This window comes from Candidatus Spyradosoma sp. SGI.093, assembly GCF_050314555.1.
GTDB lineage: Bacteria > Verrucomicrobiota > Verrucomicrobiia > Opitutales > UBA953 > Spyradosoma.
In genome coordinates this window covers 162153-176088 of sequence record NZ_JBNPNH010000003.1, presented here as the reverse complement: position 1 = coordinate 176088, position 13936 = coordinate 162153, and the positions used below count along the sequence as shown (strand labels likewise).

10 protein-coding genes are annotated in these 13936 nt (G+C 64.0%); 9 read left to right on the top strand and 1 reads right to left on the bottom strand.

Annotation, left to right across the window (positions count from 1 at the left end; all coding sequences use genetic code 11):
* Positions 1–166: 166 nt before the first annotated feature.
* Positions 167–1147: an o-succinylbenzoate synthase gene (gene menC, locus ACQREB_RS04640; RefSeq protein WP_427765867.1), complete on the bottom strand. Its 981-nt coding sequence runs from the start codon at positions 1145–1147 to the stop codon at positions 167–169.
* A gap of 85 nt (positions 1148–1232) precedes the next feature.
* Here menC and ACQREB_RS04635 point away from each other — a divergent pair, with 85 nt between their 5' ends.
* The 9 genes from ACQREB_RS04635 to ACQREB_RS04595 all read left to right on the top strand — a co-directional run bounded on the left by ACQREB_RS04635 (position 1233) and on the right by ACQREB_RS04595 (position 13898).
* A complete protein-coding gene (locus ACQREB_RS04635; protein ID WP_427765865.1) occupies positions 1233–2231 on the top strand; it encodes a beta-ketoacyl-ACP synthase III in 999 nt (332 codons plus the stop codon).
* Between the two features lie 8 nt (positions 2232–2239).
* On the top strand, positions 2240–3661 hold the full coding sequence (locus ACQREB_RS04630) for a hypothetical protein (protein WP_427765864.1): 1422 nt from the start codon (positions 2240–2242) through the stop codon (positions 3659–3661).
* A gap of 5 nt (positions 3662–3666) precedes the next feature.
* Complete coding sequence (locus ACQREB_RS04625) at positions 3667–4173, top strand: hypothetical protein (RefSeq protein ID WP_427765861.1); 507 nt, start codon at positions 3667–3669, stop codon at positions 4171–4173.
* A 139-nt stretch (positions 4174–4312) separates the two neighbouring features.
* Entirely contained in the window at positions 4313–5122 is an 810-nt protein-coding gene (locus ACQREB_RS04620; protein ID WP_427765859.1) for a hypothetical protein, read from the top strand.
* A 40-nt stretch (positions 5123–5162) separates the two neighbouring features.
* Positions 5163–6923, top strand: coding sequence for a pilus assembly protein PilM (gene pilM, locus ACQREB_RS04615; protein WP_427765856.1), 1761 nt, complete (start codon positions 5163–5165; stop codon positions 6921–6923).
* A 3-nt stretch (positions 6924–6926) separates the two neighbouring features.
* Positions 6927–8015 (top strand): hypothetical protein, encoded by a 1089-nt coding sequence (locus ACQREB_RS04610; RefSeq protein WP_427765854.1) that lies wholly within the window; start codon positions 6927–6929, stop codon positions 8013–8015.
* A gap of 18 nt (positions 8016–8033) precedes the next feature.
* Complete coding sequence (locus tag ACQREB_RS04605) at positions 8034–9029, top strand: hypothetical protein (RefSeq protein WP_427765853.1); 996 nt, start codon at positions 8034–8036, stop codon at positions 9027–9029.
* A gap of 84 nt (positions 9030–9113) precedes the next feature.
* Positions 9114–12062 (top strand): hypothetical protein, encoded by a 2949-nt coding sequence (locus ACQREB_RS04600; protein WP_427765850.1) that lies wholly within the window; start codon positions 9114–9116, stop codon positions 12060–12062.
* A 264-nt stretch (positions 12063–12326) separates the two neighbouring features.
* Positions 12327–13898 (top strand): 3-phosphoglycerate dehydrogenase family protein, encoded by a 1572-nt coding sequence (locus ACQREB_RS04595; protein ID WP_427765847.1) that lies wholly within the window; start codon positions 12327–12329, stop codon positions 13896–13898.
* Positions 13899–13936: the final 38 nt, after the last annotated feature.

Below are 13936 nucleotides of genomic sequence, written 5' to 3'. Positions count from 1 at the left end.
TTAAACCTTTTCGACTCCTCGACTTTTTTCATAGTGTGTGTTGGCGTCCCTGCGGAGCGATCCGCGGGGACGTTTTTTTTGTGTGCGGGAACGCTTCCGCGTTTCGGCGTTTTCCGTGAAGATTTCCGCGAGATCCCGTGGTGATGAAAAAACATGTATGCGGATTTTAATGACGCGGCGGGTTTTCCCGGAAGAAGGCGAGGGTGCCGACGCCGGCGGCGAGCGCGCGCGGATTGTCGGCGGCGCGGGCGCAGAGCGCGCGCAGGACGGAGCGGCCGACGTCCGTCTCGAAGACCGAGGAGAGCACGAAACGCGGCGCGGCGTTTTCGCGCCGCAGCCAGGCGCGCAGTCGCGGAAAGTCTCCGACGAGGAGCGGCTTCACGACGGCGACGACGGGCGCGTCGTCGGGCAGCGTCCACGGCTCGCGCAGGGATTCGTCGAGCGCGATTTTGGCGGCGCGTTCCCGCGGGAGCGCGAGAACGGCGGCGTCGTTCTCCGGCGCGGGCGCGAGCGGCTGTTCGACGAATTCGAGCTGCGGGAACGCCGCGAGGGGCGCGAGCGCGTCGAGGGCGTCGTCGCGCCAGGCGCCGTTGGCGTCGAAGCGCAGCCGCGCGTCCGGGAAGCTTTCCGCGGCGAGACGGAGCAGGGCGTCGCAGAGCGCGACTTCGTCGGCGAGGGCGGCGAGTCCGATTTTGATTTTGAAGGCGCGGAAGCCTTCGGCGTGCGCGCGGCGGATTTTTTCGGCGAGGGTTTCGGGCGCGTCGGCGGCGTCGCGCGGAATCAGGCGGCAGACGGCGGCGGGCGTCGGCTCGGGCGCGGCGAACTCGGCGGGGTTGTCGAGGAAGAAGGCGGCGGCGGCGAGCGCGTGGCGCGTGCACGGCAGGCGGGCGGGAACGGCGTCGGCGAGGCTTTCGGGCTTTCCCGCGTGTTCCGCGAGCGCGCGCAGGGCGGCTTCCGCGGCGTCGAGCGTCTCGCATCCGAAGCCCCCCCAGGGCGCGATTTCGCCCCTGCCGACGCGCCCGGCTTCGTCGCGCATCGAGACGACGATCGTTTCGCGCGCGGCGGCCGTTCCGCGCGCCGTTTTCACGGGAACGCGGAAGGGGCGGGAGACGTGCTCGAAGGCGAGTTTCAGCGGGCTTCGGTTCATGGTCGGAAAGCTTACGGCGGCGGCGCGCGCGCGGAAAGTTTTTTGTTCCCATTTCGGGGGAAAAGCTGTTTCATAATCGGCAATCATGAGAACTCCTACACCGTCCGTTTATGTTCGCGGCATGGGCGTCTATACGCCGGAGCGCCGCCTGACCAACGCCGATCTGACGCGCCTCGTCGACACGTCGGACGAATGGATCCGCACGCGGACGGGCATCGTCGAGCGCCGGCTCGCGGACGCGTCCGAGAGCGCTTCGGACATGGCGGCGAAGGCGGGCGAAAAGGCGATCGCCGACGCGGGCATTTCCAAGGACGAGATCGACCTCATCATCGTCGCGACGGCGACGCCGGACCACGCGTTCCCGTCCACGGCGTGCCGCACGCAGGCAAAGCTCGGCATCAAGGACGTTCCCGCGTTCGACATGTCGGCGGCGTGTTCGGGCTTCATCTACATGATGCAGATCGCGAATCACATGCTGCGCGCGGGCGACTACCGCAACGTGCTCATCATCTCGACGGAAAAGCTTTCCTCCATCGTCAACTGGGAAGACCGCAACACCTGCGTGCTCTTCGGCGACGCGTCGGCGGCGTTCGTGCTCACGAAATGCAACGAGCCCTACGTCGGCATTCTCGGCAACATCCTCGGCGCGGACGGTTCCAACGGCGATCTGCTGAGCCTGCCCGCGGGCGGGAGCGCGTGTCCGGCGAGCTACGAGACCGTGCGCGGGGGCGACCATTATCTGCACATGGCGGGGCAGGAAGTCTTCAAGATCGCGGTGCGCACGATGTCGGACTGCTGCCGGCGTCTGCTCGAAAAATGCAACGTCTCGGCGGACGAGATCAAGTGCGTGATTCCGCACCAGGCGAACCTGCGCATCATCGACGCCGTGGCGCGCCAGCTCGGCATTCCGCTCGAACGTTTCTGCGTCAACCTGCAGAATTACGGCAACACGTCCTCGGCGACGATTCCGAACTGCATGAAGGAAGCCTACGACGCGGGCCGGTTCAAGGAGGGCGACCTCGTGCTGCTGACGGCGTTCGGCGGCGGCTTCACGTGGGGCGCGACGCTCATCCGCTGGAAATAAGGCGGCGCATGAAGTTCGGAACGACGGCATTTTTCGCCGCGGCGGCGCTTTGCGGCGTTCCCGCGGCTTCTTTTGCGGAGAGCGCGGCGGAGACGGAAAAGACGCCCCCGCCACCTCCGACGACGACCGCCGTTCCCGCGGACGCGGAAGACGCGGCCGGGCGGGGCGGAGCGATGCCGGCGGAAACCTGGGCGGCGATCGCCGCCGCCGTCGAGGAAAGCGGCGAGGAGCTCGGCGCGCGCGAGCCGCTCGTGAAGGCTTACGCCGAGGCGCTTTGGGAACGTTCCCGCGCGTGGCGCGTCTCCGACGACGTCCGCGCGGAGGCGATCGCGATGCTCGCCGACGCCTACAATCTTTCGCGCGACCCGAATCACGCGGGCGAAGACGGCGGCGCCGCCGTCTTCTACACGGCGGGACCGGACTGCGCGGCGGCGCTCGAACGCTGCGAAGCCGTCGTGGAGGCGTTCCCGACGACGCTTTTCGCGGCGGAGGCGCTTTTCCGCCAGAGCGTGATTCTGACGCTGCAGCGGCGCTTCGAGGAGGCTTTCGACCGTGTCCGCACGCTCGTCTCCACCTACCCGGGCTCGGACCGCATCGCGGACGCGCTCGCGCAGGGCTACGTCATCGCGGAATCGGGGCGGCAGGGCGTGCGCCCGCGCAAGTTCGGCGGGCGTCTGCCGTGGCTGAAGGACCGCAAGGCGGTGCTGCGTCTCTACGACGAGCTCTACGCGCTCGCGCCGCAGTCCGCGCTCGCGCCGCGTCTGCTCTTCCGCAAGGGCGTCTTCGCGTCGGAAATCTCGGAGGAGATCTTCGAGGGCGACCGCGTCCGCGACGCCATCGGCGCGTTCGAGATGCTCATCGGCTCGCATCCGGAATCGCCGCTCGTTCCCGAGGCGTACCTGCTCCTCGCGGGCATTTACGAAAAGCTTTCCCCCGGCGCGGAATGGGACCAGGTCTCGACGCGCCGCGCGCTCAATTACTACACGGATTTCTACACGCTCTTTCCGGAGCATCCGCAGGCGGAATACGCCTACGGCCGCACGGAGGCGCTGCGCATGCGCCTCGCGGAAAACCGCCTTTCCGTCGGCGATTTTTATTACGTGCGCCGCAACAACATGCGCGCCGCGCTCGTGTTCTACAACGAGGCGATCACGCACGCGCCGGAATCCGAGGCCGCCGACCGCGCGCGGGAACGCATCGAAAAAATCCGCCGCGGCAAGCGCGCGGATCTCACCTTCATCGATTGGCTTTTCGGCCGTTATCCCGCCCCGCGCACGACGGATTTCGCGGACGCGCCCTCGCAGAAATCCCTCGAGGAAATGGGCTTCCGCTCCGCGGATTCGCTCGAGCGCGCGGACGAGGGAGAAGCCGCCGCCGCGGAGGACGCCGCCGAGCCGCGCCGCGTCTTCGCCGATCCCGCAGGAGAATGATCTTTATGTTCCGACGTCCGATTTCGCTGTTTTGTCTTTTCGCGGGAACGCTGCTGTGCGCGGCGTGTTCCTATTCGCTCGGCGCGCACGGGAAGCTGCCGTTTTCGACCGTCGTCGTCGCGCCGATCAAGAACATGACCGAGCTCACGCAGACGCAGGCGACGCTCGCGACCGACGTTGCCGACGCGCTCGACGCCGAGCCCGGTCTGAAGACCGTCGTCTACGGCGGGAACGCGCGTCTCGAAATCGTCGTCGCGGACGTGAAGCGCTCCGTCTCGCTGACGAATTCCCGCGACACCGGCGTCGCGAGCACGCAGACGCTGACGGTGAAGTTTTCGTGCTCGCTGCTCGACGCGCGCACGGGCAAATACTACTTCCGCGACCGCGCGGTGAGCGTCTCCGCCGAAACCTACATGGGCGGGCAGACGGGGCTGCTCGAAACGCAGGCGTTCCCGCAGATTTCCCGCGACGCGGCGCGCAAGATCCGCGACCTCGTCGTCGGCGTCTGGTGAGCGCCAGCCGGCGTCCCCGCGCGCGTTTTCGTGCGCGGGGCTTCTTTTTTTGTGATTGAAAAGCGGTCCGCGAGCTTTTTTAATCCTCGGCAGTTCCTTTTCCCCGAGAGCTTAAAACCAAAACTTTCTTTTCCCCCTTATGAAAAATCCCCTCAAGCAAATTCTCGCATTGTCCGCGGCGCTCTTCGCGTGCGCCGTTTCCGCGTTCGCTCAGGAAGCGCCCGCGAAAATCCCCAACATTCAGATCGACAAGGTCGACTTCAAGCAGGTTTCGATGCCGAACGCCGACCAGAAATACAAGTGGGGGCAGACGCTGATCGAATTCAAGGTGCAGCCGAGCGCGGACGGCTATCTGTCCGGCTCGTTCCTCAACAATGTGAAGATGACGCTGACGCTGATGTACAAGCGCACGGCGGCGTCGCTTTCCGGCGACGGCATGACGAGCTCCCGCGCCCGCGGGAAAAAAGGCATGGAAGCCGTGGACAAGGCGGTCGCGGAAGCCGGCGGCGACGCGTCCGCGAAGTTCACGTCCTACCGCGCGAGCGTGCGCTTCGCCGCGCTGAAGGTCGGCGACGGCAAGAAGGCGTACGCGTTCTACATTCCCGGCGAAATCATCGAGCGCGACAAGGAGGTCACTTCCGGCAACGCCAAGCCCGCGTATTACTACATTGAGTTCGAATACAACGACATGGTGATCTCGCCGTTCGACGCGGCGGGCAAGTTCCGCTCGAAGTACATGGACTGCCCGAACGCCGCCTCGCTGGGCGCGAATTTCGTGATCAATCCCAATTCCAAGGACGCCGCGCAGAATTTCGAAATGGTGCGCGGCTGGGCGGACGCCACGATTTCCGACACCAAGGGACTGCTCGTTCCCGCGTATCTGACGCCGGCGGGCTCGGGCATTGTTTCGGGAGCGCCGTCCGTCGTCCGCGAGGACGTCCTGCAGTAAGCGTTCCCGTTTCTCTTCAAATCTCACAGCCGTTTCTCTCATGGCAAGCAAAGCGATAAAAACCATCATCAACTGCGGGACCACCCAGATTTCCGCGTCCGTGTTTTCCGCGGACGGCGCGACGCTCGTGCTCGAAAAGCACATTCTCGTGGATCTTCACTACGATTACTCGAAGGTGAAGGAGGAATGGGCGGGCGCGGTCATCGAGGCGCTGCCGCAGATCGTCGATTCCGGTCTGAAGCCGCAGGGCGAGGTCGTCCTCATCGTGCCGGGGCACATGCTGCTGACGCACAATCTCACGATGGCGCAGATGCCCGACCCGAAGATGCGCGCGCGGCACATCGTCGACGAGGCTTCTCAGCACATGCCGTTCCCGCTCGAAGACCTCATCTGGGACGAGCAGATGATTTCCTCCGACGGGATCGAGGAAAACGTGCTCGTCTTCGGGCTGCTCCGCGGTCAGATCGTCGACTTCACGAAGGAGCTCATGCGCCGGACGAAGCTCAAGCCCTCGCGCTACCAGCCGGCGACGAATCTCGAGTATCAGGCCTACCGCTACATGACGATGGGGCAGGCGGATTTGCCGCCGACGCTGCTCGTGAACGTCGGCGCGTACACGACGAACCTCACTTTCGTTCACGACCGCGGCTTCGCCGTCAGCAATTTCGCGGTGGGCGGCAACTTCATCTCGCAGAAGCTCGCCGAGGCGACGGGCATTCCCTTCATCGCCGCGGAAAAGAAGAAGAACGCGTATTTCTCCGGCGAACTCCAGTTCGCGCAGGACGACCCGACGGCGGCGACGATCTCCGCCGCGGCGGACGCGTTCGCGCGCCGCATTCAGCGCGAAATCAATCTGCGCCTCCTTTCCTTCCGCAAGGCGAACAACGGCGTCGGTCCCGCGAAGATCCTCATCTCCGGCCGCGGTTCCCGCACGCCCGGCTTCGTCGAAAAGCTCTCGTCGCTGATGCGTCTGCCGATCGAGCCGCTCGACGTCCGTCCCTTCATCACGGTCGCGCCGGGCGCGGTCGCGGCGGGAACCGAGGACGAACAGCTCGACGCCTGCGAACTGCAGGAATCCGTCGGCGAGGCGGCGACGCTCGTGATTCCGGACCTCAAGGGCGTGGACCTGTTCCCGCCGGAAATCGCCGCGGCGATCGAATTCAAGCGCAAGCTGCCGTTCCTCGCCGTCGCGGGCGCGTGCTTCGCGCTCGCTCCGTGGCCGATCTTCGCGCATTTCTCCGACGTCGGCAAAGGTCTCGAACAGGAAAAGAAGGCGCAGAAGGTCGCGATTCAGAAACTGGAGGCGACCGAAAAATTCCTCGCCGACAAGGAGAAGGAGGCGGAAAAGCTCAAGGCCTACGTCGAGAAGCTCACCGGCGTGCTCGACGAGCGCTACCGCTGGAACGGCTTCCTCGCCGAAACGCAGAAGACGCTCGAGGCGCTCCATTCGATTCAGACGAAGGATGAGGACGGCGAGCCCGTCGTCTCCAACGACCGCCACCTGTGGCTCGATTCGCTGTCCGTCAGCCGCAAGCTCGTTCCCGCGACGGAGGACGCTCCCGCGCGCGTCGTCAGCGACGCCGTCGTCACGTTCGCGATGCTCGTTCCCGAAGTGGACGCGGACCATCCCGTGCACGATTCCGGCGCCTTCGACGCGCGGCGCAAGGTCATCCTCGAGGCGCTCAAGCAGGCGGATTTCGTCGATCCCTCGGCGCCGATCATCGACAAGCCGGACTTCGGCCGCCCGAACCTGCCGATGCTCACCGTCACGCTCCGTCTCAAATCCGACAAAGGACTTTAAGTCATGAAGAAAAATTTACCCTTGATTCTGATTCTCGCGATATGCGGGCTCGTCATGGCGGGCGGCGTCGCGGCCGTCGTCGTGAGCGCCGTGAACAACGCCTCGCTTTCCTCCGACATCGAGAAGAACGAAAAGAAGCTGAAGTCGCTGCGCAACCGGAAGACGCTCGCGCTTTCGGACGAAAACCGCCGCCTCGGCGACGAGACGGTCTCCGCGCTCAAGAAGGCCGCCGAAAAGCGGATCGCCGCGCTCGTTCAGCCGAAGCGTCTCGAAACGGACTTCAACGGCGACGCCACGCAGCTCGTCTCCAATCTGATGCAGCGCAAGAGCGACTGGGTCGCGCGCTGTCAAGACAAAAACGTCGAGCTCGCGGACGCCGCGCGCTCGTTCGGCTTCGCGCGTTATCTCGAAAACAACGAGACCGCTCCCGCCGAGCATCTCAAGGCGCTCGATCTGCAGATCGCGGGCGTCAACGAGATTTTGGAGGCGCTCGTGCTCGCCCATGAATTTTACGACAAGAACCTCATCGCCGAACACGTGATGACGCCGGCGGAAAAGACGTTCATGAAGATCGTCGGCGTCGAGCGCGAAGGCGTCGAGCTTTCGCCGACGCAGCGCCGCGCCATGGTCAAGGGCGAATTCTTCGTCGAGCCCGTCTCCGGCGCGGGCGACACCGGGCTCTGCCGCCTTTCGGACGGGCAGAACGACGTGAACTTCGTTTCGCTCCGCCGCGACGGCGCCGCGCGCGCGACCGCCTTCCGCGTGAAGTTCATCGCCGATTCCGGCGTTCTCCGTTACTTCATCCGCCGCATGGAGGACTACGCGATTCACGTCCGCGACGTTTCCGCGAAGCGCGCGACTCCGGACCAGCTTCCCCCGAAGAACGCTCCCGCGGCGCCGCAGACGGCTTCGCCCGCGGCGAATCCGTTCGACCTGTTCGGCGCGGGCGTTCCCGCCCAGGCGGCGCAGGCGGCTCCGCGCGTTCCCGCGCGCCGCGTCGTCGTGGAGAACGTTCCCGAAATGTTCACGGTCACGCTCGAATACGTTTCCCCCGTGCTCGGCCGTCCGCACAAAAAGGAAAAATCCGAATAAGAAAGGCTTTGAATCATCATGAAGCATTACGATAAGATTCTGTGCGCCGCGGGCGTGCTCGTCTGCCTCGCGAGCGCGGGCGTCTGCGTCGGTCTGAAGCCCGAGGGCGCCAAGCCCGTCCGCGCTTCGGAGAACGGCAAGGAATTCGCCTCCTGGACGGACGAGGGCAAGTTCGCTTCCGCTCCGGCGAAATGGGCGGATCCGAAGCTCGACACGGAAACGGGCTGGAACTACGACCTCTTCACCGTTCCCGAGACCACCTGGCTGTCCGGCGAAAAACGCTACATCGCGAAGGAGCTGCCCGTCCCGCCGGAGGAACCGTTCGGCGTCTCGCTCGTCTCGCTCGAAAACCCCGTTTCGAGTCTGCGCATCACGACGTGCTCGACCGACGTGCCGCCGCGCAAGGCGGGCAAGTCCGGCTATTCCGTGTACGTGGCGTTCGTCGACGCGCGCGGCGAAAAAGTGCCGTTCGACTTTTCCAGGAGCGCGGGAACGAAGCTGTCGAAGGAGGAGATCGACGGCCGCACGATCTTCACGCTCACGCCCAAAAAACCGGTCGAAGTCGCCGGCCGCGGCATCGCGCTCAAGGACTTCAAGATCGTCCGCGGGCAGAGCGAAACGGGCGACGGCTCGAACTACACGCGCTACATGGCGACCTTCGTCGATCACGAGAACGCGGACCGCGATCTGCGCGTGCTCGAGGAATTCGTCCGCGACTCCTCGCGCGTCGTCGCCGTCTTCCGCGACGACAATTCGCCGCGCCGCTGGCGCTACACGGAAACCTTCTCCGCCGACGCGGAAAAGCCGGAAATCGAGCTCGCGACCCGCGAATCCGATTCCGAACCGTGGACGGTCGTCGGAAAAGAACCCGCTTTTCGCCTCGGAGACGCGACATATTTTGTCAAAGTTGTTGACATTTCCGCTCAACAGGCGACAATATCCAAACAATCGGAGTCTAACGGCAAGCCTAAACGCCCCAAAGTTCGTCAGGTTGTTTTAGACCTCGTGAAGTAACCAAAAAACAAGAAAGATTTTAACCCACCCGGAACCCCCTCGAAACAAGCTCCGAATAACCACTTAACTCGAATTGGCCCCCGCATGAAAAAACAATTGCGCATCCCGAAAATTATTCCCTCCGTTCTCATCACGACCGCCGCCTTCGGCGCGGGCGTCGCGTCTCCGAACGCGTTTGCTGCTGAAAGCGAGGACAACGATCAACTCAAAGCCAAGCTTTACCTCGAAGCCGAAAGCGCGGTCTCCGAGCGTAAGTTCGACGTCGCCGTCGAAAAGTATCGCGCGTTCCTGAAGCTCGACCCGAACAACGCCGAAGCCGCGTCGCGTCTCGCCGAGGCGGAAACGGCGCTCCGCGCGTCCGATTCCGCCCGCACCGTCGGCAAGGAAGGCGCTCCTGCGAACGAGTTCGAGCGAGTCGTTCAGCACCGCAACGCGATTTACCGCGAAGCCGAAGCCGCCATCGAGGAAGCCCGCTTCCTGATCCCGACCGATCCGGACCGCGCGCTCCGTCTCCTTGAGGAGATCGAATCCGCGCTCCCGAACACGCCGGCGTCCCGCGACTATCTCGACAAGATTTCCGTCGTCCGTCAGGAAGTGCTACTCGAGCGCAACAACGTCGATCAGGCCAAGCTTTCCGAAGAAATGTCCGAAGCGCAGCGCGCCGCCATCCGCGAGAACTCGCTCGCCGCTCGCCGCTCGCTCTCCCGCGCCCGCGACGAACGCGCGCGCCACATGCTGCCGGAAGCCATCAAGTCCCTCGACGAAGCCAAGCTGCTCCTGCCGAACATTTCCTCGACCAGCGACATCTCGAAGGAAATCGACGAAGAGCGCGCGCTCGTCTATTCCGCCTACTTCTTCGACATGGTCGAAAAGCGTTCCGCCGTCGAAGCGGAATCCTACCTCAAGATGGTCGAAGAACTGCTCGGCAAGGATCACAAGATTACGCTCCAGCTCGCCGCGTTCTACAAGGAATGGCGCGCGACGGCGGCGGCTCAGAACCCCGTCACGCTGAATCCCTCCGCCATGCGCGCGGAAAAGGAATGCCGCGAGGCGCTTCTCCGCGGCAAGGCGCAGTACCTTTACGGCGACTATCAGGGCGCGCTCGACAGCTACCAGAAGGCGCTCCTCTACATGCCGGACAACGCGGAAGCCAAGAGCATGCAGATCCGCATCCGCCGCGTTCTCGCCAACTCCGGCGAATACAATCATGAGGTCACGCGCGAGACCATGATGGCGGACGTCCGCGACAAGTGGAAGCTCGCCATGCCCTTCACGGCGGTCGCCAACGCCGACGCGAACGAAGAGAAGATTTCGCCGATCGAGGCGAAGATGGCGCGCATCAACATTCCGGTCGCGCTCCGCGACGTGCCGCTCCAGCGCGCGCTCGAGACCTTGAGCGAACTTTCCGCCGTGCACGACCCGGTCGGCCGCGGCGTGGACATTGTGCTCAACGACCCGGAAACCAAGAATCCGCCGCTGATCAATCTGCAGATGAAGAGCCAGCCGATGAACAAGGTGCTCAAAATCATGCTCGATACCGTCAGCTACCGCTACGACATCAAGGACGACATCGTCCAGGTTTCTCCGAACGTGGGCGCCGCCGGTCTCGACCAGGAGGAATTCACGGTTTCCCCGAAGGTCGTCGCCCGCATGTCCGGCAAGAAGAGCTCCGGCGACGCCGGCGGAACGTTCGGGTCCTCCGGCGCGGAAGCGACGGACGAAAATTCCGAAGAGCAGGGCATCAAGGGCTTCTTCGCGCGCGCCGGCGTTTCTTGGGAGGGCGACCGCTCGCTCGTTTACGATGCGACGTCCAACCTCCTCATCGTCACGCAGGACCGCAAGGGACTTGACCGCATCCGCAACATCATCCGCAGTCTGACGACGGCGGAGACGAAGCAGGTCAACATCGAGGCGAAGTTCATCGAAGTCAACAGCACGGTGCTCAACCAGGTCGTCACGAACTGGCAGCTCACCAAGGGCGAAGGCGAAAACATGTTCGTCCGCGCCTCGACCGCCAACCGCACGGTCGCGGGAGCGCACGGCACCGTTTCCGAAGATTCCAAGACCCGCGTCTATACGCCGGAGCGTTCGGATTACACGGACGAAGACGGCGTCTTCCACCCGGGAACGCCCGCGAGGACGGTCGAATTCAACCAGGCTCCGCCGCAGGTCACGCGCCAGCCGAACTACGGTCTCGACGCTCCCGACACCTTCACGGGCGTCATCGGCACGGTCGGCAACTACGACCTGCGCCTCATCCTCAACGCGCTGAGCGCGCAGGACGGCTGCGACCTCATGGCGGCGCCGAGCCTCACCGTTCAGTCCGAACTGGAAGCCACGATCAAGATCGTCCAGCTGCTCCGTTGGCCGCAGTCCTATGACGACATGGAGATCAAGGTCAACTCCAACAACAACAACAACAACGACAACAACAACAGCAGCTACGGTTCCGCGACGGTCGGCATTACGCCGGGCACGCCGCAGTTCGACGAAGAGGCGACCGAAGTCGGTATTCAGATGCGCGTCGTTCCGCGCGTGAACAACACCGAAAAGTCCATCACCCTCGAACTCGCGCCGGAAATCAAGGAATTCGAAGGCTTCATCGAATACGGCGGCATGGCGGTCGCGATCGCGGGCGGCATCGTCGTCACGACGCCGGCGGGCTTCTTCCAGCCGGTCTTCAACCTGCGTCAGGTTTCGACGACGGTCGAAGTCTACGACGGAGGCACGGTCGTCATCGGCGGCCTGACCCGCGAAGAAATCCGCACGGTCAACGACAAGGTGCCGATTCTCGGCGACCTCCCGCTCATCGGCTCCGCGTTCCGCAGCACGGGCAAGTCCATCACGAAGAAGAACCTTCTCATCTTCGTCACGGCGAACCTCATGGCTCGCGGCGGCGGAACGGAAGACGGTCTCTTCAAGGGCGTGCAGACGGGCGCGACGTATTCGAACCCGAGCCTGTTCATCTCCTCCGGACCGATTTACCGCGAGTACGACATGAGCGCGATCGACGAGGAAAAGACCGCGCAGTAAGCGCCTTCTTTCCCGCAGGAAAAACGGACCTCCGCAAGAGGTCCGTTTTTTTGTGCCGCGGAAACTCGCGGGAACGTTCTTTGCGTTTGAAAAAATGCGCTTGAGGATTTCTCTAAAAAATTCGCGAAATTCGTGCAGTTCTCGGATTCAAAAAAAATCTGCGGAAATCCGCGGGAGATTTTTCGCGCACCGCGTTCCCGCGAAAAAATCCGTTCGCGTCCGTCGGGAAAAGAGTATTTCCTTGGCGACAACGTATCTGCATTTATGAAGAAAGTTCTGATTCCCACGAAACTCGACACCGTCGCCGCCAAGACGCTCGCCGCCGCGGGCTACACCGTCGTTCAGGACGCGGAAGCGCCGATCGACGCGCAGGTCGCCGCCAACGCCGACGCGGAAGTCCTCATCGTCCGCTCCGAAAAGGTCACGCCCGAAATCATCGACGCGCTCGCGAAGCTCAAGCTCGTCATCCGCGCGGGCGCGGGTTTCGACAACATCGACATCGCCTACGCGCGCAGGAAGAACGTGGACGTGATGAACACGCCCGGCGCGAACGCGAACGGCGTCGCCGAGGAGGTCGTCGCGATGATTCTCGCGTGCTTCCGCCACGTCGTTCCCGCGGACAACTCGACGCGCGCGGGGCTCTGGGAAAAGAAGAAATTCATGGGGCGCGAGCTGACGAAGAAGACCGTCGGCATCGTCGGGCTCGGCAACATCGGCCGTCTGCTCGCGAAGCGCCTGCAGGGCTTCGAGCCGACGCTGATCGGCTACGACCACTTCCTCGCCAAGCAGCGCGCGATCAACATCGGCGTCACGCCCGTGCCGCTTGAGACCATCTTCGAGGAGGCGGACGTGATTTCGCTGCACGTTCCCGGCGGAGCTTCGACGCAGAAGCTCGTGAACGCGGAACTGCTTTCCAAAATGAAGGACGGCGCGATGCTCGTGAACTGCTCCCGCTACGGCGTTGTCGACGAAGAGGCGCTCGCGGCCGTGCGCGCCTCCGGCAAGAAAATCCTTTACGCGACGGACGTCCACCCGAAGGACGCGGCGGGCGAGAAGCCTTCCGCCGCCGTCGCCGACCTGATTCTGCCGCACCTCGGCGCGAACACGAAGGAGGCGAACTTCAACGCCGCCAAGCGCGCCGCGGAAGAGGCGATCGCGTATTTCGACAACGGCGACACGTCGTGCGTCGTGAACGCGGAAGTCCCGCTCGGGCTGAATCCCACGCAGCTGCAGCTCGTGAAGATGCTCGCGACGCTCGCGCGTCTCTGCGGCGGGAACAAGGCTGTGCGCCGCGCGGACTGCACGTTCTCCGGCAGCCTGCGTTCGTTCCGCAAATGGTTCACGCCGAAGATTCTCGAAGGCCTGCTGCCCGAGGCGGAAAAAGGCCTGCCGCCGCCGATGGCGGAAATCTCGCTCAAGGAGCACGGCGTCGCCTATCAGGCGCGCGAACCGCTCGTCGGGAACGTCGAGGAGGATTCCATCGTGCTCGACCTCACGCTCGAAGCGGACGGCAAGGTCGAGACCGTCTCCGTGCGCGGAATCGTCGCGGAAAACGCGCCGATCATTTCTTCGGTCAACGGCTTCAAGGGGCTGTACTTCGACCTGCGCGGACATCTGCTCTTCGTGCGTTATTCGGACCGCCCCGGCGTGCTCGCGCGCATCACGTCCGTGCTCGGCGAGGCGGAGATCAACATCGAAAACATCACGGCGCCGATCGACCACGAGGCGGGCGAGACGCTCGCCGTCATCAAGACGAACAAGCCGGTTTCTCCGGAACAGCTCGCCGCCGTCGTCACGCTCGTGAAGCCCATCGCCGCGTTCGCGGTGACGCTCTGAACGAGGCGCGCGCGCGGCGCGGGAGCGGCGTCCGTCCC